At 61.8% G+C, this 20,062-nt stretch carries 20 protein-coding genes; 17 read left to right on the top strand and 3 right to left on the bottom strand.

The features are described from left to right. The first annotated feature begins 310 nt into the window (after positions 1-310). The 5 genes from QM600_RS24680 to QM600_RS24660 all read left to right on the top strand — a co-directional run bounded on the left by QM600_RS24680 (position 311) and on the right by QM600_RS24660 (position 5,632). Positions 311-1,276: an NADPH:quinone oxidoreductase family protein gene (locus QM600_RS24680; RefSeq protein ID WP_283264282.1), complete on the top strand. Its 966-nt coding sequence runs from the start codon at positions 311-313 to the stop codon at positions 1,274-1,276. A gap of 89 nt (positions 1,277-1,365) precedes the next feature. Beyond that, entirely contained in the window at positions 1,366-1,836 is a 471-nt protein-coding gene (locus QM600_RS24675; protein ID WP_283264281.1) for a MarR family winged helix-turn-helix transcriptional regulator, read from the top strand. Next, positions 1,833-3,365: a DHA2 family efflux MFS transporter permease subunit gene (locus tag QM600_RS24670; RefSeq protein ID WP_283264280.1), complete on the top strand. Its 1,533-nt coding sequence runs from the start codon at positions 1,833-1,835 to the stop codon at positions 3,363-3,365. Before QM600_RS24675 ends, QM600_RS24670 begins: the two co-directional genes overlap by 4 nt. A gap of 147 nt (positions 3,366-3,512) precedes the next feature. Beyond that, entirely contained in the window at positions 3,513-4,604 is a 1,092-nt protein-coding gene (locus tag QM600_RS24665) for an LLM class flavin-dependent oxidoreductase (RefSeq protein ID WP_283264279.1), read from the top strand. 41 nt (positions 4,605-4,645) lie between these two features. Further along, complete coding sequence (locus QM600_RS24660) at positions 4,646-5,632, top strand: pirin family protein (RefSeq protein ID WP_283264278.1); 987 nt, start codon at positions 4,646-4,648, stop codon at positions 5,630-5,632. Between the two features lie 49 nt (positions 5,633-5,681). Here the strand turns inward: QM600_RS24660 and QM600_RS24655 are convergent, their stop codons facing one another. Genes QM600_RS24655 through QM600_RS24645 form a run of 3 tightly spaced genes read right to left on the bottom strand, consistent with a single transcriptional unit; the run spans position 5,682 to position 7,915 of the window. Next, complete coding sequence (locus QM600_RS24655) at positions 5,682-6,200, bottom strand: gamma carbonic anhydrase family protein (protein ID WP_283264277.1); 519 nt, start codon at positions 6,198-6,200, stop codon at positions 5,682-5,684. Between the two features lie 42 nt (positions 6,201-6,242). Continuing rightward, positions 6,243-7,118 carry an EamA family transporter gene (locus tag QM600_RS24650; protein WP_283264276.1) on the bottom strand — a complete coding sequence of 292 codons (876 nt, stop codon included), beginning with the start codon at positions 7,116-7,118 and terminating at the stop codon, positions 6,243-6,245. Then, the gene (locus QM600_RS24645; RefSeq protein ID WP_169632653.1) at positions 7,115-7,915 is read right to left on the bottom strand and encodes a crotonase/enoyl-CoA hydratase family protein; all 801 of its coding nucleotides are present in this window, start codon (positions 7,913-7,915) and stop codon (positions 7,115-7,117) included. Before QM600_RS24645 ends, QM600_RS24650 begins: the two co-directional genes overlap by 4 nt. Before the next feature lie 110 nt (positions 7,916-8,025). Between QM600_RS24645 and QM600_RS24640 the strand changes: the two genes are divergently transcribed. From QM600_RS24640 to QM600_RS24585, 12 genes are all read left to right on the top strand, one after another. After that, positions 8,026-8,817, top strand: coding sequence for a TIGR03084 family metal-binding protein (locus tag QM600_RS24640; protein ID WP_283264275.1), 792 nt, complete (start codon positions 8,026-8,028; stop codon positions 8,815-8,817). Further along, positions 8,814-10,535: an acyclic terpene utilization AtuA family protein gene (locus tag QM600_RS24635; protein ID WP_283264274.1), complete on the top strand. Its 1,722-nt coding sequence runs from the start codon at positions 8,814-8,816 to the stop codon at positions 10,533-10,535. The genes QM600_RS24640 and QM600_RS24635 overlap by 4 nt, the downstream gene beginning before the upstream one ends. Then, positions 10,532-11,680 carry an acyl-CoA dehydrogenase family protein gene (locus tag QM600_RS24630; protein ID WP_283264272.1) on the top strand — a complete coding sequence of 383 codons (1,149 nt, stop codon included), beginning with the start codon at positions 10,532-10,534 and terminating at the stop codon, positions 11,678-11,680. Before QM600_RS24635 ends, QM600_RS24630 begins: the two co-directional genes overlap by 4 nt. After that, positions 11,677-13,275, top strand: coding sequence for an acyl-CoA carboxylase subunit beta (locus QM600_RS24625; RefSeq protein WP_283264270.1), 1,599 nt, complete (start codon positions 11,677-11,679; stop codon positions 13,273-13,275). The genes QM600_RS24630 and QM600_RS24625 overlap by 4 nt, the downstream gene beginning before the upstream one ends. Before the next feature lie 8 nt (positions 13,276-13,283). Further along, entirely contained in the window at positions 13,284-15,302 is a 2,019-nt protein-coding gene (locus QM600_RS24620) for an acetyl/propionyl/methylcrotonyl-CoA carboxylase subunit alpha (RefSeq protein ID WP_283264268.1), read from the top strand. Further along, positions 15,299-16,480 carry an acyl-CoA dehydrogenase family protein gene (locus QM600_RS24615; protein WP_283264267.1) on the top strand — a complete coding sequence of 394 codons (1,182 nt, stop codon included), beginning with the start codon at positions 15,299-15,301 and terminating at the stop codon, positions 16,478-16,480. Before QM600_RS24620 ends, QM600_RS24615 begins: the two co-directional genes overlap by 4 nt. A 13-nt stretch (positions 16,481-16,493) precedes the next feature. Beyond that, entirely contained in the window at positions 16,494-17,273 is a 780-nt protein-coding gene (locus QM600_RS24610; protein WP_283264266.1) for an enoyl-CoA hydratase family protein, read from the top strand. Positions 17,274-17,308: 35 nt separating this feature from the next. Continuing rightward, positions 17,309-17,938 carry a TetR/AcrR family transcriptional regulator gene (locus tag QM600_RS24605; RefSeq protein WP_283264265.1) on the top strand — a complete coding sequence of 210 codons (630 nt, stop codon included), beginning with the start codon at positions 17,309-17,311 and terminating at the stop codon, positions 17,936-17,938. A 90-nt stretch (positions 17,939-18,028) separates the two neighbouring features. Beyond that, positions 18,029-18,532, top strand: coding sequence for a DUF3558 domain-containing protein (locus tag QM600_RS24600; protein ID WP_283264283.1), 504 nt, complete (start codon positions 18,029-18,031; stop codon positions 18,530-18,532). Beyond that, complete coding sequence (locus QM600_RS24595; RefSeq protein ID WP_283264263.1) at positions 18,532-19,056, top strand: DUF3558 domain-containing protein; 525 nt, start codon at positions 18,532-18,534, stop codon at positions 19,054-19,056. Before QM600_RS24600 ends, QM600_RS24595 begins: the two co-directional genes overlap by 1 nt. A gap of 364 nt (positions 19,057-19,420) precedes the next feature. Further along, positions 19,421-19,795, top strand: a complete 375-nt coding sequence (rpsL, locus tag QM600_RS24590) for a 30S ribosomal protein S12 (protein ID WP_283264261.1) — start codon at positions 19,421-19,423, stop codon at positions 19,793-19,795. Continuing rightward, positions 19,795-20,062 (top strand): uS7 family ribosomal protein (locus QM600_RS24585; RefSeq protein ID WP_502943094.1); only part of this gene is annotated, 268 nt, incomplete at its 3' end. The genes rpsL and QM600_RS24585, both read left to right, overlap by 1 nt.

The following is a 20,062-nucleotide window of genomic DNA, read 5'->3' as shown; positions in this document are numbered from 1 at the left end:
TCGGCTGAACGGCGAGAGTGAGATCTGGGTTCACGAAGAGTTCCTGTTCGCTGGATTGAGCCGATTCTGTCAGGCTTTTCAGCAGGGTGATGGCATCCGTGTCGATCGTCTGCGTGAGCACCCCCAGATCCTCGGAGCCTTCGGAATCGATGCGCCTTGCTGCACATGCTGTTTCGCCTACGGATGTGTACGCATGCGGCCTCGTGCTGCAAGAAACGGCATGCTCGCGGTGACCTGACGCCGTGGCCGGGTTAGGGTCGAAACATCCGATTTACGGTCAAGACATCAGGTGTCTCGAAGAGGAGTTTCTGTGCGCGCAATGGTGGTTACGGAATTATCCGGTCCGCAAAGTATCGACGTTCAGGAAGTCCCAGAGCCCAGCGCCGAGGGCATGGTTCTCATCGATGTCAAAGCAAGCGGTGTCTGCTTCCCGGACTTGTTGATCACCTACGGCAAGTACCAGATTCGACCGGAGCCGCCGTTCATTCCGGGCGCGGAGATATCGGGCGTGGTGGTATCAGCGCCGGAGGGGTCCGGATTTGCTCCCGGCGAGCGGGTTCTTTCAGCGACGTATCTCGGGGGATATGCGGAACGTATTGCAGTCAATCCAACGCAGGTTCATCGGATTCCCGACGGATTGGCTTTCGACGAAGCGGCCTCGCTGATCATCAATTATCAGACGATGGAGTTCGCGCTGGCTCGTCGCGCCAGGATTCAGGCCGGCGAAACCGTGGTCGTTCTCGGCGCGGCGGGCGGCGTGGGAACCGCGACCATTCAGTTGGCGAAGGCGCACGGTGCACGGGTCATCGCAGTCGTGCGGCGTGAGGGTGTCGAGGAATTCCTTCGCGAACTCGGTGCCGACGAGGTTGTCGCCTTGGCCCCGGGTTGGGGTGAGAAGGTTCGCGAACTTACTGCCGGCGTCGGCGCTCAGATCGTCGTGGACCCGGTCGGTGGCGACGCGTTCGATGACGCCGTCCGTGTGCTGGCGCCCGAGGGTCGTCTGGTCGTGATCGGATTTGCCGGCGGCGGGATTCCTGAGGTGAAGGTGAACCGGGTGCTGTTCCGCAACATCAGCATTGTCGGTGCGGCGTGGGGTGAGTTCACTCGGACCAATCCGGAGGCGGTAGCCGAGGTGCACGCGTCGCTCGTGGAGCACGTCCGAAATGGGTTGCGACCCCTGGTTAAGGCTCGTTACGTGTTGGAGGATGCGGCCTTGGCGCTGACCGATCTGGAAACCGGCAAAGTTCTCGGAAAGGCCATCTTGGTGCAGGAATGAGCCATGAAAAGGTGATAGTCCTCACCGGAAAATGGGTTGCACCTTAGTTTCATTTGGGCAATAGTTGCATCCGCACTACTATTCGCCAGGTGATCGCTTCAGATTCTGATGACCTGTTCGGAGCACTCGACGAGTTGTTCACTCGCCTGATGAGCGCCGGTGATTCGGAGTCGATCGATGCGTTGATCGAGCTGGATCTCTCGTTTTCTCAGGTGCGTGTTTTGTTCGTGCTCGCGCAGTGTGAGGCGCCGATCCCGATCAACGAGGTCGCCGATGAGCTTCGGCTTTCGGTGGCCGCGACGGGGCGCAATATCGACCAGCTCGTGACCATGGGGTTGGTCGTTCGGCGTGAAGATGAGCGCGACCGACGCGTCAAGCGGGTTTCCCTGTCGGAGGCCGGTCGTAAGGTCACGTCCAATCACATCGAGTGCAAGCGCGGTCAGCTTCGCAAGTTCGTTTCGCGTGTTCCCGCGCCGGAACGGCGTCGACTGATCGAAGCACTCGAGCCCATTCTCGTGGGTGACTATCTGCGAGCATTTACCCAGGAGACTTCGCGATGACATCGCCGAACGCGCCGGCACCGGCGTCCGACAAGATAGATAGCGCGGTCCTCAAGATCGCGATTGTGGTGGTGCTCGGCGCCATCATGTCGATTCTCGACGTGACTGTCGTGAGCGTGGCTCTGACTACGTTCGCCGACGATTTCCAGACCTCCCTCGCGGCGGTCGCCTGGACCATGACGGCGTACACACTGGCGCTCGCGACAGTCATCCCGGTCACGGGTTGGGCAGCCGACCGTTTCGGTACCAAGCGTCTGTACATGACTGCGCTGGTCCTGTTCGTTGTCGGTTCGGTGGCCTGTGCAATGGCGTGGGACATCACCTCGCTCATCGGTTTCCGCGTCCTGCAGGGTCTCGGCGGCGGTATGTTGATGCCGCTCGGCATGACCATCCTGACCAAGGCTGCAGGTCCGGATCGGATCGGCCGGGTCATGGCAGTGCTCGGCATTCCGATGCTGTTGGGTCCCATCGGTGGACCGATCCTCGGCGGCTGGCTGATCGAGGTTGCGAGCTGGCACTGGATCTTCTTGATCAATCTGCCGATCGGCATCATCGCCCTGGCGGCCGCGTTCATCATTCTGCCTTCGGACAAGCCGCAGCCCTCGGAGTCCTTCGACTTCCTCGGTATGATCTTGCTGTCACCGGGTCTCGCACTGTTCCTCTTCGGTGTGTCCTCGATCCCCGAGGTGGGAACCGTCGCGTCGGCCAGGGTCCTGGTCACAGCCGGTATCGGGTTGGTGTTGATCGTCGCGTTCGTGTTCCATGCGCTGCGTAAGGATCATCCGCTGATCGATCTGCACCTCTTCAAGAACCGGCAGTTGTCTGTCGCGGTGATCACGACGTCGCTGTTCATCGTGGCGTTCATGGGTGCCGGGTTGCTGTTCCCCAGCTACTTCATCCAGGTTGGTGGGCACTCGACGCTTGCCGCGGGTCTGCTCATGGCTCCGCAGGGGCTGGGCGCGATGTTGACGATGCCGATCGCCGGCCGACTGGTCGACAAGATGGGCGCCGGCAAGATCGTGTTGACCGGTCTTCCACTGATTCTGATCGGCATGGGTGTCTTCACTCAGGTCGCTTCCGATTCGCCGACATGGATGCTGATGGCTGCGCTCTTCGTCATGGGTATGGGTATGGGCTGCACCATGATGCCGCTGATGACCGCAGCAATCGTGACGCTGTCCAATGAGCAGATCGCTCGCGGTTCGACGCTCATGAACATCGTTCAGCAGACCGCCGGTTCCATCGGTACCGCCGTGATGTCAGTGGTTCTGACCAATCAGCTCCTCAATCGCGACTTGGAGACCCAGACAGTGGTGGCGGCTTCGCATGAGATTCCGCCGCCGATCGGACCGGATCCGTCGATGGTTGATTCGATCCTGAGCTCGGCGTCCGATGCATTCGGCAATACGTTCCTCGTGGCAACCGTGTTGATCGCACTGACGTTCATCCCGGCATTCTTCTTGCCGCGAACCAAGACCACGCGAGTTGTCGCCGAGGGCGAATCGGCTGCACCGATGATGATGCACTGACATAGATTTCCGTAGTTCAAGGGCGGTGGGCACGCAAGTGCTCACCGCCCTTTGACGGTCGGTAGTAGCGTGGAATAGCAATAAGTGATTGAATGTTGAACTAGTTACATGCGGAAGCATGGATCAGCATTCTTACGAGGGGTAGCCATGCAGTTCGGAATCTTCACGGTCGGCGATGTCACGACTGATCCCACCACCGGGATCACTCCAACAGAACACGAGCGCATCAAGGCAATGACGACCATCGCCAAGCACGCCGAGGAAGTCGGACTCGACGTCTTCGCGACCGGTGAGCATCACAACAAGCCGTTTGTGCCCTCATCTCCGACCACCATGCTCGGCTACATCGCAGCCCAGACCGAGAAGATCACGCTGTCCACGTCCACGACGCTCATCACCACCAATGATCCGGTGAAGATCGCCGAGGACTACGCGATGCTGCAGCACCTTGCCGAGGGCCGCGTCGACCTCATGATGGGCCGCGGAAATACAGCGCCGGTGTATCCGTGGTTCGGCAAGGACATCCGCGCCGGCATCCCGTTGGCTCTCGAGAACTACCAGCTTCTGCGCCGGTTGTGGGACGAAGAAGTGGTGAATTGGCAAGGGGAGTACCGCACTCCGCTGCAAGGCTTCACCTCCACGCCTCGCCCGCTGGACGGCATCGCGCCGTTCGTGTGGCACGGCTCGATCCGTAGCCCGGAGATCGCAGAAATTGCGGCCTATCACGGTGACGGCTTCTTCGCGAACAACATCTTCTGGCCCAAGGAGCACTACATCGAGTTGATCAACCTTTACCGTCAGCGCTACGAGCACTACGGTCACGGCTCGGCGGATCAGGCGATCGTCGGACTGGGCGGGCAGGTGTTCATGCGTAAGAACAGTCAGGACGCAGTCAAAGAATTCCGCCCGTACTTCGACAACGCACCCGTTTACGGACACGGGCCTTCACTCGAGGAGTTTACCGAGCAGACGCCTCTGACGGTTGGTTCGCCCGAGCAGGTCATCGAGAAGACTCTGGCTTTCGCCGATTTCTTCGGTGACTACCAACGCCAACTGTTCCTGATGGACCACGCCGGCCTTCCGCTCAAGACGGTGCTCGAGCAGCTCGATCTCCTCGGCGAAGAAGTTGTGCCGGTGCTGCGTCGCGAGTTCACGGCGCGTCGTCCGGCGCACGTTCCGGACAACCCGCCGACGCATGCGTCGATGAAGGCGGCCCGCGACGCGAGCATCTCGGCTTAGTCGAGCAGGCATTTCGGACCGACCCGAGGCAGGATGAAGAGATGAGCAACCTCGAAACGCAGCCCCTCGAGCAGGAATGCGAGGGCCACCCGGCCGAGAGCGAGATTCAGATTCTTACGCCGAGGGACGTGCCGCTCGGTGGGCCGCGAGCCATGCGAGTGCGACGCACTTTGCCGCAGCGTGAGCGCTCGTTGATCGGGGCGTGGTGTTTTGCCGATCACTACGGACCGGATGACGTCGGTAGTGGGTCCGGTATGCACGTGCCGCCGCATCCGCATACCGGATTGCAAACGGTCAGTTGGCTGTTCGCCGGGGAGATCGAGCACCGCGACAGTATCGGCTCGCATGCGATGGTCCGGCCGGGCGAACTGAACTTGATGACGGCAGCGGGCGGGATCGCCCACTCGGAGGTGTCCACGCTCGGTACGAAGATCTTGCACGGCATGCAGTTGTGGGTTGCGCTTCCGGATGCAGCACGTGAGACCGCGCCTGCGTTTGTCCACTATCGCCCGCAGCCGGTGACGTTGGGAGGCGTTACTGTTAGCGTTTTCCTCGGGTCGTTGGCGGGCGAGCAGTCTCCGGTCGAGACGTTTACCGAACTGGTCGGTGCCGAGATCGTTCTCGAGCCGGGCGCTGAGATTGCGCTCGACGTGGATCGAAATCACGAGCACGGTGTCATTGTCGATCAGGGCTCGGTGGTGCTTCGCGGCACCACGATCAATTGGGCCGAACTGGGTTACCAGGCAACGGGTTTCGGAAAACTGACGCTGCGAAACCCTGGTACCGAACAGGCTCGCGTTTTGCTGCTCGGCGGGAAACCGTTGGGCGAGCAGGTCATCATGTGGTGGAACTTCATGGGGCGCAGTCATGCGGAGATCGTCGAGTATCGCCAGAAGTGGCAGGCGGAACTCGCGTCAGGCTTCGATGGCAGTGTCACGGGTCAACGTTTCGGCGTCGTGCCGGGTTACGACGGTCCGGCGTTGCCTGCCCCCGAATTGCCGAACAGTACTTTGAAGCCGCGAGGCTAGCTCTGATCCTGAAGGATTTCACTCGCTCAGCGAGTGAAATCCTTCAGAATCAGATGCCCTTGTGCGCCTTCGCCAGCATCATGTAGCCCGCTCCGTTAGCGCTGATTCCGGCCTTTTCGCTCTCGGAGAGTTCACGTTTGACCTTGGCCGGCACGCCGGCGACTAACGATCCGGGCGGAATCTGCATTCCTTGCGACACCACTGCACCCGCTGCAATCAGTGAACCCGATCCGATGTGCGCACCGTTGAGGACCACCGCTCCCATGCCCACCAGCACGTCGTCTTCGACGGTGCAACCGTGCAGTACTGCGTTGTGGCCTACAGAGATTCGCTCGCCCAGGACGGCTGGGAACGTGGGGTCTGCATGCACGGTGCAGTTGTCCTGAATGTTGGTGTCGGCGCCGATGGTGATTGTCTCGGCGTCACCGCGCAGCACCGCGCCGTACCAGACGCTTGCACCGGCAGCGATGGTCACTGCTCCGACGACTGTGGCATTGGGTGCAATGAAGGCGCTCTCGTCGATCTGGGGAGTGCGTCCGAGAACAGAGGCAATGATCGGCGTGGTCATAGTTCTCCTACGTTGAGTGAAGTTATCTGACGGTACCCGTGGCTATTTCGGGGACGGTTTGCGGTTCATGGCGACGGTACCGACTCCGGCGCTCACGACCAGTCCGATCGCCAGAAGCGTCGTCGAGTCGAGGGCTTGTCCGATGACGGCCAGGCCGGCCAATGCCGCAGCTGCGGGTTCGAGTGCAATCAGGACGGCAAAAACCTTCTTGGCCAATGACCGTAGAGCCCACATTTCGAGGCTGTACGGGATCACGGACGACAGGATCGCGACCGCGGTGCCCGCCAGGAGAATCTTCGGATCCAGCAGTTCGGTTCCTCCGGAGACGACACCGAAGGGAAGCGTCAGGACCGCTGCGACGATGCAGGCCCCAGCCAGACCGTCGGCGCTGGGAAGTGTTGCGGCGATGTGCGATCCGGTGATGATGTAACCGGCCCTCGCGGCTGCTGCGACGAGTGCGAATGCCACTCCGACGGGGTCCAGTCCGGACTCCCCATGATCGCCCAAACCGAGTAGCAGCACCCCGCCGAAAGCCAGGAGCACCCAGGCGCCGTCGGACCAGCGACGTGACAGCACTGCGGCCAGGGTGAGCGGGCCCAGGAACTCGATGGTGACGGCAGTGCCGATCGGAATAGTGTCGAGGGCTTCGTAGAACGCCCCGTTCATCACGGCCAGGGAAACGCCGAGCGTGAGAATGCCTTTACGTTGACGGTTCGACCATCTGCTCCACCGTGGGCGGACGATGACTCCCAGGATTATCGCCGCGATGGTCAGTCGAAGCGTCGTGGCGCCGGCCGGCCCGATCTGCGAAAACAGGGTTGTTGCGAAGGCAGCGCCGAAATTCAGGGAAAGTATCGACGTGAGAACCGCGCCGACCGGAAGAAGCTGCCGACCGGGCGCGGGTGCTGACGTGTTCACTCGCCGGTGAAATCCGGGCTTCGACGCTCCAACATCGCGGCGACGGCCTCGTGATGATCGCGGGTGTGGTGGGCCAGAGCCTGCATCGCTGCCGAAAGTTCGAGCAGGCTCTCGAGGCTTTGGTGCTGACCCTCGCGCAGGAGTTTCTTGGTCATACGGAGCACCTGTGGCGGATTGGCGGCGACTCGCGCGGCCAAAGCGTGCGCTGCGGGGAGTAATTCGTCGGGCTCGGTGATCTGGGAGATCAGTCCCCAGTCGAGAGCCTTGGCAGCGTCGATCGGTTCTCCGGTGAACGCCATCTCGGCGGCGCGGGCATTGCCGATCGCGCGGGGGAGGAGCCAGGCTCCACCGTCGCCGGGGATGAGTCCGACCTTGACAAAACTTTCGGCGAAGATCGCGGCACTCGACGCGATGCGCAGATCGCACATGAGTGACAGGTCGCATCCGGCTCCGATGGCGGGGCCGTTGACGGCCGCGATGGTCGGAACTTCACACGTGTAGAGCGCGAGTGGGATGCGCTGGATTCCGTGTCGGTACCCCTGGCGGATTTCTCCGGGTGCGCCGCCGAACATGCCTTCCTTGTCTCGCATGTGCTTGACGTTCCCGCCGGACGAGAAAGCTGACCCCGCTCCGGTCAGGATGACAGCCCGGACGCTCTGATCGCGGTTCACCGCAGTGACGGCGTCTTCGAGTGCTTCGATCATGTCGATCTCGGAGATGGCGTTGCGCGTGTCCGGTCGGTTGAGGGTCCAGGTGACCACGTCGTCGGTGCGGGTGATCAGAACGGCGTCGCTCATGGGTGCTCCTCTGCGGCGATGATTGTTGCGGTCAGTCTCTCACCACTCGATTTCGGCAATAACAATCATTCGTGCTTGATTTTTTTATCAGCGGGTGTGATGCTGGTCGCATGGCCGAACTTCAGACGTTCATCGATGACTTGCGGGCCGAGGGCGAGTGCCTCGACGTCCTGGTTGCAGATCTGCCCGACGAGAAGTGGGCAGCAGCGACGCCCGCAGAGGGGTGGACCATCGCGCATCAGATCGGGCACCTGCATTGGACCGATGCTGCTGCGTTGTTGGCAATCACCGACCCCGACGGGTTCGCCGAGCAAGTGAAGGTGGCTTTCCTGAATCCCGCGGGGTTTGTCGACGACGGCGCGGCGGAGCAGGCTGCGCGACCACCAGCGGAGTTGCTGGCAGATTGGCGCGCGGGCCGGACCGCATTGGTCGACGCACTTGCCGCTGCTCCGGCCGGCACCAAGTTTCCGTGGTACGGACCCCCGATGGGTGCAGTCTCCATGGCAACCGCGCGGTTGATGGAGACCTGGGCGCACGGGCAGGACGTCGCCGACGCCCTGGGTGTCGAGCGGGCACCGACCGCGCGCATCAAGAACATTGCGCACCTGGGTGTTCGGACACGAAACTTTGCATACTCGGTCAACGAGAAGACTCCGCCCGCCGAAGAATTTCGCGTGGAACTGACTGCGCCCGACGGGTCTCTTTGGATCTGGGGTCCCGAGGATGGGGCGCAGAAGGTTACCGGGCCGGCCGTGGATTTCTGTCTGCTGGTGACTCAGCGAGCCAACCGAGCCGATCTCGACCTGGTAGCGGTGGGCGCAGACGCCGAGGAGTGGTTGGGGTTTGCGCAGGCCTTCGCTGGGCCCAGTGGGAGCGGTCGAGAAGCCGAGGCGGACAAATGAGTTCGGTACGGATCGGCAACTGCTCCGGCTTCTACGGCGACAGAGTCTCGGCGATGCGGGAGATGCTCGAGGGTGGTGAACTGGACTACCTGACGGGTGATTATCTCGCGGAACTGACGATGCTGATCCTGGGCCGGGATCGGATGAAAGACCAATCCCTGGGCTATGCAAAGACATTCCTGCGGCAGGTCGAGGACACGCTTGGACTCGCCCTCGACAAGGGAGTGAAGATCGTCGCCAATGCGGGCGGCCTCAATCCGGCCGGGCTTGCCGCCGCATTGCGGGAAGTCAATACCAAGCTGGGTTTGAATGCGAATATCGCGCATGTCGAGGGCGACGATTTGGTCTCTCGCGCCGGTGAACTCGGGCTCGGCTCGCCGTTGACCGCAAACGCTTACCTCGGAGCTTGGGGGATTGTCGAGGCGTTAGCGGCCGACGCCGATGTCGTGGTCACCGGCAGAGTTACCGACGCGTCGGTGATTGTGGGTCCGGCAGCTCATCATTTCGGTTGGAAGCGAGACGATTTCGATCAGCTGGCCGGTGCCGTCGCGGCGGGGCACGTCATCGAGTGCGGAACGCAGGCCACCGGCGGGAACTACGCATTCTTTACGGAGATCCCTAACCTCGGCCGTCCAGGTTTTCCCATCGCCGAGATTAACGCCGATGGATCGTCTGTCATCACGAAGCATGCGGGTTCCGACGGTGAGGTAAGCGTCGGAACCGTGACGGCGCAGTTGCTGTACGAGATCACGGGCGGTCGCTATGCGGGTCCGGACGTGACCACTCGGATGGACACGGCAGTGCTGACGCAGGAGGGCCCCGATCGGGTGCTGATCAGCGGCGTCACCGGCGAGGCTCCGCCGCCGCAGTACAAGGTTTCGCTCAATACTCTGGCAGGGTTCCGGAACGAGGCCACGTTCATACTCACCGGTCTTGATATCGAGGCCAAGGCCGAGCTGGCCAAGAGCCAGCTCGAGGCCTGGTTGAGCAAGAAGCCTGCCGAGCTCGTCTGGACATTGGCGCGGACAGATCATCCGGATTCCGATACCGAGGAAACTGCAAGTGCTTTGCTGCGTTGTGTGGTTCGTGATTCGGACCCCACGGTGATCGGACGCCCTTTCTCGTCGGTCGCGGTCGAGATGGCGCTGGCCAGCTATCCGGGCTTCTCGTTGACGGCTCCGCCGAGCAACGGTCAGCCGTACGGAGTTTTCACTCCCGGCTACGTCGACGCGGGATTGGTCCCTCACATTGCAGTTCTGCCTGACGGTATGCGCGTCGACATAGCGCCGTCGGCGGTGACACAGGAGTTGGAACCCGTCGATGAGCCGGAGCTTCCGACACCTCTGCCCGCGGGGCCGGTCGCTCGAATTGCCTTGGGCACCATTGCCGGTGCGCGTAGCGGTGACAAGGGCGGTAACGCTAATGTCGGCGTCTGGGTCCGCAGTGAAGACGAGTGGCGTTGGCTGGCAAATACTCTCACTATCGCGAAGGTCAAGGAACTGCTCCCGGAGGCGGCCGGCCTGACCGTCACCCGTCACCTGCTGCCTCACCTGTGGGCCGTGAACTTTGTGGTCGAGGGAATCCTCGGCCAGGGTGTGGCGTCGCAGGCGCGATTCGATCCGCAGGCCAAGGGAATTGGTGAGTGGCTGCGCTCACGTCACATCGACATTCCGATTTCGCTCCTCCCCGCAACTGATCAGAAAGAGGATTCACGGTGAATGTGTGGACCACTCCGGAGCGGCGCGCCCTGCGTGAAACCGTCCGCGGATTCGTGAACCAGGAAATCCTGCCGCACCTGACGCAGTGGGAACGTGACGGGGAGATTCCGCGCGAATTGCACCGCAAGGCAGGCGCTCTGGGATTGCTCGGTGCCAGCGCGCCCGAATCGGCCGGTGGTGAGGGTGGCGACGCCGTCGACTCCATCGTGATTTGTGAGGAGATGCATCAGGCCGGCGCTTCGGGTGGGCTGTTTGCTTCGCTGTTCACCTGCGGCATCGCAGTCCCGCATCTCATTGCGGCCGGAAACCAAAAGCAGATCGACCGGTGGGTCAAGCCGACATTGCGCGGCGACAAGATCGGTTCACTGGCCATCACGGAGCCTGGCGGCGGCAGCGACGTCGGCCACCTGCAGACAACGGCAAAGCTCGACGGTGACCACTACATCGTCAACGGCTCCAAGACGTTCATCACCTCGGGGTGCCGGGCGGACTATGTAGTCACTGCTGTACGTACCGGTGGGCCGGGCGCGGGCGGTGTCTCACTACTCGTGATCGAGAAGGGCACACCGGGATTCACGGTGTCCCGCAAGCTCGAGAAGATGGGTTGGCGCGCATCGGATACCGCAGAACTTTCGTTTGTCGACGCCCGCGTTCCGGTCGAAGACCTGGTCGGTGAAGAGAGCAGTGGTTTCGCACAGATTGCACAGGCATTTGTCAGCGAACGAGTCGCCTTGGCAGCGCAGGCATACTCGAGCGCGGAGCGGTGTCTCGAGTTGACTCTCGAATGGTGCCGTGCCCGTGAAACTTTCGGCCGGCCACTCATCAGCAGACAGGCAGTGCAGAACACGGTTACCGAGATGGCTCGCAAGATCGACGTGGCCAAGGTGTACACGCACTCGGTGATCGAGCGACACATGGCCGGCGACGGCGACCTGATCGCCGAGGTGTGCTTTGCCAAGAACACCGCCGTCGAGACGGGTGAGTGGGTAGCGAACCAGGCTGTCCAACTGTTCGGCGGCCTCGGGTACATGCAGGAAAGCGAAGTGGAGAGGCAGTACCGCGACATGCGAATTCTGGGAATCGGTGGCGGTACCACCGAAATCCTCACCGGCCTCGCGGCCAAGCGATTGGGGTATCAGTCATGAGTGTCATCCGGTCCGTACTGGACACAAACTCCGAGGTCTACAACACCGCAGTCGAGACCATGAACACCAAGCTTGCGGAGATCGAGGGCGAGCACGCCAAGGCCTTGGCGGGCGGCGGTGAAAAGTACACCGAGCGTCACCACAAGCGGGGAAAGCTCTTGGCACGTGAGCGAATCGAGTTGCTACTCGATCAGGATTCGCCGTTCCTCGAACTGTGCCCTCTTGCCGCGTGGGGGAGCGATTTCCCTGTGGGTGCCAGCACGGTGGTCGGTATCGGCGTTGTTGAAGGCGTCGAATGTCTCATCGTCGCCAACGATCCCACCGTCCGCGGCGGCACCAGTAACCCGTGGACCTTGCGTAAGGGTTTCCGCGCCAACGATATCGCGATGCAGAATCGCCTGCCGGTGATTTCCCTGGTCGAGTCCGGCGGCGCCGATCTACCGACTCAGAAGGAAGTGTTCATCCCCGGTGGTCGCATGTTCCGCGATCTCACTCAGCTCTCCGCCGCCGGAATTCCGACTATCGCTCTGGTATTCGGAAACTCCACAGCCGGTGGCGCGTACATCCCCGGTATGTCCGATCACGTCGTGATGATCAAGGAACGTTCCAAGGTGTTCCTCGCCGGCCCGCCGCTGGTCAAGATGGCCACGGGTGAGGATTCCGACGACGAGGCGTTGGGAGGTGCCGAGATGCACGCCCGCAAGTCCGGTCTGGCCGACTACTTCGCCGCCGACGAGCAGGATGCGATTCGTATCGGACGATCGATCGTCAAGCGCCTCAACTGGACCAAGAAGGGTCCGGCGCCCCGCGCCGAGGTCATCGAACCGCTCGAAGACCCCGAAGAATTGCTCGGCATCGTTCCCGCCGACCTCAAGATCCCCTTCGATCCCCGCGAGGTCATTGCCCGCATCGTCGACGGATCCGACTTCGACGAGTTCAAGCCGCTCTACGGTTCGTCACTCGTGACCGGGTGGGCGGAGCTGAACGGTTATCCGATCGGCATCCTGGCCAATGCCCGCGGAGTTCTCTTCAGTGAGGAATCCCAGAAGGCTACCCAGTTCATCCAGCTCGCCAATCGTTCCAACACTCCGTTGCTGTTCCTGCACAACACCACCGGATACATGGTGGGTAAGGAATACGAGGAGGGCGGCATGATCAAACACGGCTCGATGATGATCAATGCGGTTGCCAACTCCAAGGTTCCGCACATTTCGATCCTGCTCGGAGCGTCGTACGGCGCCGGTCACTACGGCATGTGCGGTCGGGCATTCGATCCACGCTTTCTGTTCGCGTGGCCCAGTTCCAAGTCTGCTGTCATGGGCGGTGCTCAACTGGCCGGCGTCATTTCGATCGTCGGTCGCGCGTCTGCGGAAGCCCGCGGGCAGGCCTTCGACGCTGAGGCCGACGCCGGCATCCGCGCCATGATCGAGAACCAGATCGAAGCAGAGTCGCTCCCGATGTTCCTGTCCGGGCGACTCTACGACGACGGCGTCATCGACCCCCGAGACACCCGCACCGTGGTGGGAATGTGCCTCTCGGCCATTGCCACCGCCCCGATCGAAGGCACCGAGAACTTCGGTGTCTTCCGTATGTGAGGCACGCCGTGATTACTTCTGTTCTAGTCGCCAACCGCGGCGAAATTGCCCGACGTGTCTTCGCTACCTGCCGCCGAAACGGAATCGGAACCGTTGCAGTGTTTTCCGACGCGGATGCCGATAGTCCGCATGTCACCGAGGCGGATGTCGCTCTTCGCCTGCCGGGAAACACACCCGCTGAAACGTATTTGCGCGGCGAGCTGATCATCGCTGCGGCGAAGGCCGCCGGTGCCGACGCCATTCACCCTGGCTACGGATTCCTCTCCGAGAACGCGGAATTCGCCCGTGCCGTCATCGACGCCGGTCTGACCTGGATCGGTCCGCCCGTGAAATCCATCGAACTGATGGGTTCCAAGGTCGAGTCCAAGAAGATCATGGACGCTGCCGGTGTCCCGGTGTTGGAGGAGCTCGATCCCGGAGCGGTCACCGAAGCGCACCTACCAGTTCTGATCAAGGCATCAGCCGGCGGTGGCGGACGCGGAATGCGCATTGTCCGTGAATTGTCTGCGCTCGAAGGAGAACTGGAAGCTGCACGCCGTGAGGCGCTGTCAGCTTTCGGTGACCCGATGGTGTTCTGCGAGCGGTACCTCGAGACGGGCCGCCACATCGAAGTTCAGGTCATGGCCGACCGTGACGGCGGCGTCTGGGCAGTGGGGGAGCGTGAATGCTCCATCCAGCGTCGACACCAGAAAGTTGTGGAGGAAGCGCCTTCGCCGTTGGTGCAGCGGATTCCCGCCATGCGCGAGAAACTCTTCGACGCTGCACGTCTCGCGGCCACTGCCATCGGGTACGAGGGTGCCGGGACGGTCGAGTTCCTTGCGACCGGCGGAGCGGAGCGAGGGGAAAATGATCCAGGGAACGGTGAATTCTTCTTCCTCGAGATGAACACTCGTCTGCAGGTGGAGCATCCCGTCACCGAGTGCACCACAGGACTCGATCTGGTGGAACTGCAGTTGCAGGTGGCTGCGGGCGAGGCTTTGCCCGATCAGCAGCCGGAGATTCGTGGACACTCCATCGAAGTGCGGCTGTACGCCGAGGATCCGGCCAAGGGCTGGCAGCCGCAGAGTGGAACGGTGCATCACATCGAACTGCCCGGCGACACGGAAGAATTCAGTGTTCTGCGCGAGCAGGGTGTGCGGCTCGATTCCGGAGTTGTCGATGGCAGCGTTGTCGGCGTTCACTACGACCCGATGCTGGCCAAGGTCATTTCCTACGCTCCGACGCGCACCGCAGCCGCGCGGTTGCTTGCGTCGACCTTGACTCGCACCAAGATTCACGGACTCCGGACCAATCGCGATTTGCTCGTCAACGTCCTGCGACATCCGGCATTCATTGCCGGAGAAACCGATACGGCGTTCTTCGAGACCCACGACCTTGCTGTGCTGTCCACACCGCTGGCCGACACCGATGTCGAGAAGCTCTCGGCACTGGCGGCGGCACTCGCGGATGCCGCTCACAACAGGGCGTCGGCGAGGGTCATCGGGCGCCTGCCCAGCGGCTGGCGCAACTTGCCTTCGCAACCTCAGAGTAAGAGCTACACCACGGCATCGGGTGAGTACAGAATCCGCTATTTCCTCAGTCGCAGTGGCATTCTCAGTGCAGAGGGCTTCGGCGCAGTGAGTCTGGTGTCCGCGAGCCCAAACCGGGTGGTCCTCGACCAGGACGGCATACGACGCACTTTCGATGTCGCTGCCTACGGCACTGAGGTCTTCGTCGACTCCTCACTCGGGCCCGTGTCGCTGTCGGTGACGCCGAGGTTCGTCGACCCCTCCACCGAGGTCGCGGCAGGATCCCTGCTCGCACCGATGCCTGGCTCGGTGATTCGAATCGGAGCGGCAGAGGGCGATACGGTCACGGCCGGTCAGCCGATTCTGTGGCTCGAAGCAATGAAGATGGAACATACGGTCACCGCGCCCACGGCTGGTGTCCTGGTTGAACTTCCGGTTGTTCTCGGTCAGCAGGTCGAGGTCGGATCGGTACTCGCACGTGTAGAAGCACCCGAAGCTACGGAAGAGGTCGTGTCATGAGTTTCATCGAAACCGAAGAGCAGAAGGAACTGCGGGCTTCTGTCGCCACGTTGGGGGAGCGTTTCAACTACGTCGATTACGTGCTGCCCAAGGCACGTAAAGGCGAGCCGCTTACCGAATTGTGGAACGAGGCAGGCAAGCTCGGGTTCCTCGGCGTCAACCTTCCCGAGGAATACGGCGGCGGGGGAGCCGGAATCTACGAATTGGCTTTGGTCCAGGAAGAGATGGCCGCTCACGGGGCGGGCTTGCTGCTAGTGGTTGTCTCGCCGGCCATTTGCGGAACCATCATCGGCAAGTACGGCACTGCAGAGCAGAAGCAGACGTGGCTACCGGCATTGGCCGACGGCTCCAAGATCATGGCTTTCGGTATCACCGAGGCCGACGCGGGTTCCAACTCACACCAGATCACGACCACTGCGCGTCGTGATGGGGACGGAGCGACGGGGGATGACACGGGCTGGATCCTGCGTGGCAACAAGATCTACATCTCGGGTGTCGATCAGGCCGATGCCGTGCTGATCGTCGCACGCACCGAAGACTCCAAGACCGGCAAGCTCAAGCCCGCACTGTTCATCGTTCCCACCGATTCTCCGGGATTCGAGAAGACGGCGATGGAGATGGACATCATCGAACCGGATCACCAGTTCATGTTGTTCCTCGACGACGTGCGCCTGCCCGCCGAGGCGCTGGTCGGTGAGGCCGACGCTGCGTTGATGCAGCTGTTTGCCGGACTGAATCCCGAGCGCATTCTGGGTTCGGCGATGGCCATCGGCATGGGCCGATACGCGCTGAATGCAGCGGTCAAGTATGCAAACGAGCGCACTGTGTGGAAGACGCCGATCGGTGCACATCAAGGTATTTCGCATCCACTCGCGCAGGTCAAGATCGAACTCGAGCTTGCAAAACTGATGATGCAGAAGGCCGCGTTCCTCTACGACAATGGTGACGACTTCGGTGCTGCCGAAGCTGCCAACATGGCCAAATATGCTGCGGCAGAGGCAAGTATCAAGGCGCTCGATCAGGCCATCCAAACTCACGGTGGTGCGGGCCTGACCAAGGAATACGGTTTGGCCGCGATGCTCGGCGCGGCTCGTATCGCACGCGTTGCGCCGGTGAGCCGGGAGATGGTTCTCAACTTCGTCTCTCAGCATTCGCTGGGCCTGCCCCGGTCGTACTAGGGAAGGTGCTTTCATGACAGAGCCTTACGTTCGATACAAGGTATCCGGCGGAGCAGCCACGATCACTCTCGACTCGCCGCACAATCGCAACGCCATCTCCACGCGGTTGGTCACGGAACTGCAGGCCGGGCTGAATGCTGCTGCAGCAGACCCCGCAGTACGGGCGGTAGTTCTCACCCATTCCGGCGGAACATTTTGCGCTGGAGCCGATCTCAGTGAGGCCTCGGGATCTGCGTCCTCGCCCGAAGAGTCGGTCAAGGAACGTGGCCGAGGAATGCTGACGCTGATGCGTAGCATCCTCGAGCTTCCCAAGCCGGTAATCGGTCTGATCGACGGCCACGTCCGTGCCGGTGGGATGGGCTTGATCGGTGCCTGCGACATCGTAGTGGCCGGGCCGGACAGCACCTTTGCCGTGACGGAATCGCGATTGGGGTTGGCGGCGTCGATCATCTCCGTCACTCTCTTGCCGCGACTCGATCAACGCAGCGCGAGTAGATACCTGATGACGGGCGAGAAGTTCGGTCCGCGCGAGGCTGAAACTATCGGCCTCGTCACTATTGCCTCGCAGGATCCTGGGGATACAGTCGTAGAACTGCTCGAGTCGTTGCGTCACTGCTCACCACAAGGATTGGCCGAATCCAAGTGGATTACGACGCGATCGATGCTGGCCGGATTCGACCGCGACGGCGAAGAAATGGTGGCTCAGTCGGCTCGTCTGTTTTCCTCTGACGAGGCACGTGAGGGCATGATGGCGTTCTTACAGAAACGTCCACCGGCGTGGGCACACGAGTAGAAGTAGCTTCTTCGGAGATAGGATGCGGTAGCGCGATGGCCCGAGAACCCAAGCAGGATCGCAGTCGGTTCACGCGCTCCCATCTGCTCGAAGTGACCGTCGATTGCCTGGCCGAACTCGGTTGGGGTGCAACGACGATGAGCGTTGTTGCGCAACGGGCCGGTGTGTCCCGAGGGGCCATGCAACATCACTTCCCGACGCGCGAAGACCTGATCACCGCAGCGCTCGAAATGATGTTCGACGCTCGAATGGACCAGGCGCGCAAGGAATCCACCGATCTTCCGTCCGGTGCCGGTCGAACCGAAGCTGTCATCGTCAGGTTGGTCGAGTACTACACCGGCACGCTGTTCAAAGCAGCACTGCAGGTGTGGACTGCGGCCGCGTCGGACCCAGAGTTGAAAGCGCGGGTATTGCCGCTCGAGGAACGGTTCGGCCGCATCGCGCATCGCATGGCTGTGGCGAGTCTCGGTGTCGACGACTCGGATCCGACTACGCACCGGCTCGTACAGGCGACTCTGGACCTCGCCCGAGGTCTGGGTTTGGCCGATGTACTCACCGACGACTCGCGTCGACGCTCCGAGGTGGTCAAGGCGTGGGCGGCGCAACTCGACTCCACACTCGTTCCGGTACCGCTGACCACGGACGCAGTGCCCGGAATCGGGTAGAGAAGTACAGTCACCTCCATGGTGACCCGCACAGTGAGTCTGCGAGCGATCTTCCGGCCACGTGTGTTCGCGATCGTGCCTTCGGTGGTGATGACAGCTGCAGTGTTTGCGCTCGTCAGTGGCTGTGGCACCGACGGCAACTTGGACGATCAGGCTGATGCCGGCTCTTCAGCCGTTCTGAGCCCCACAGATCCCGGCCCGATGTTCGCGCAGTGCGGATCGGTAACGGATGAAGAGGTAGTTGCAGCTTTCGGCGTCGGTGCGTTTACCGATGTCACCAGAAACGGTGTCGGGTGCGAATGGACGGTTGCCGGTCCGCTGGGGCCGAGCGTCAGCTTCTCCTGGTACCGCGGCAGTCCCATCGGACGTGAGCGTGCTGGTTCGGATTTGATTGGGCGACCCGCAGCCGACCTCACTATCGACGGTCATCCGGGCTTTATCGCGTCGAGAGAAGGTGTTCTCTGTGAGTTGGGCATTTCTTTTGGCGGCGATTTTGTTCATTGGTCGGTCAACTACGGTCTCGGCTTACCTCCGGCCGACCCGTGCACTGTCGGTCGAAACCTGATGGAACTCACCGTCTCGAGGGCGCAGTGATGCGCGCGCGGGTGGCAGTGGCGTTGGCTGCTTCACTGGTGCTGCTCACCGGTTGCGGTTCCGTGGTGACGGGAAAACCCCAAGCGGAGGGCGCATACCGGGGGAGCGGGAGCCAGCAGTTCGCCGACATCCTGAAGGAGTGCGAAGCCGTCACTGAACCGCAGATTGCATCCGCAGCAGGGGCCGACGCCGTCGAGCGTGGATTCTTCGGCGCCATCTGTCGTTGGGACGGAGTGAGCCCGGCAGGTCCGGTCAAGGTCACGTTCAACTGGTTCGAGACCGGAACCACCGATCACGAACTGGCAGCCTTCGAGCATCTCGGATACGTGGTCGAGAAAATCAGTGTCAGGGGTAGCGCTGCGTACCTCGTCCGACAGCCGGCCGACCCGCAGAGTTGCGGAGTTACGGCCGGCGCTCCGGCAGGTGGCGTATTCGGATGGTGGGTCCGCGAACCGGCAGGCGGAACGGACGCGTGCGCCGGTGCCACAAAACTTGCCGAATTGACTCTCAACATCAGCATTTGAATCAACCGGCGATCAAGCACCTTGCTGTGAGTTCATTATCACTTCGCTCTCACTTTGACCACATAGCAAGCTGGCAGGTATCGTTATGGGTCGTGTCCGGCATGCCCGGGCCGATCTGTGTGCCTAGCTAGGTATTGCCGTGCGCACGTTCGAACAGTTTCTGCTGTGGAACGAGCATCCGGCTGCCTGTGTGGGGGTATGCGACACGCCCGACCTCGGGTGCGGTGCGCGCCGTTTCGGCGGCGAGTACAGAATCAGAGGTGGGGTGAGGAGCAGTAGCTCTCTTGCTCCAACTGCTAGATCCCTAATTTCAGAACAGCCAAGGTTGCTTCGAGCAGTCTGTTCCGACGTAGAAAGCCGGTAAATGCCAACCATCAACCAGCTGGTCCGCAAGGGTCGCCGCGACAAGACCCGCAAGGTCAAGACGGCAGCCCTCAAGGGCAGCCCGCAGCGTCGTGGCGTGTGCACTCGCGTGTACACCACCACTCCCAAGAAGCCGAACTCCGCGCTCCGTAAGGTCGCTCGTGTTCGCCTGACGACTTCGGTCGAGGTCACCGCGTACATCCCCGGCGAAGGTCACAACCTTCAGGAGCACTCCATGGTGCTCGTCCGCGGCGGTCGCGTGAAGGACCTCCCGGGTGTCCGTTACAAGATCATCCGCGGATCCCTCGACACCCAGGGTGTCAAGGGCCGCAAGCAGGCACGTTCCAAGTACGGCGCCAAGAAGGAGAAGAGCTAATGCCACGTAAGGGCCCCGCTCCGAAGCGCCCGCTCATCAACGACCCGGTCTACGGTTCCCCGTTGGTGACGCAGCTCGTGAACAAGATTCTGATGGACGGCAAGAAGTCCACTGCAGAGCGAATCGTGTACCAGGCTCTCGAGCAGGCACGCGAGAAGACCGGTACCGATCCGGTCGTCACGCTCAAGCGCGCCTTGGACAACGTCAAGCCCGCACTCGAGGTTCGTAGCCGCCGCGTCGGTGGCGCTACCTACCAGGTGCCGGTCG

The sequence above is a fragment of the Rhodococcus sp. IEGM 1379 genome (assembly GCF_030056815.1).
Classification (GTDB): Bacteria; Actinomycetota; Actinomycetes; order Mycobacteriales; family Mycobacteriaceae; genus Rhodococcus_F.
The sequence above is the reverse complement of the archived record's forward strand: the minus strand, read 5'-3'. Positions and strand labels throughout refer to the sequence as shown.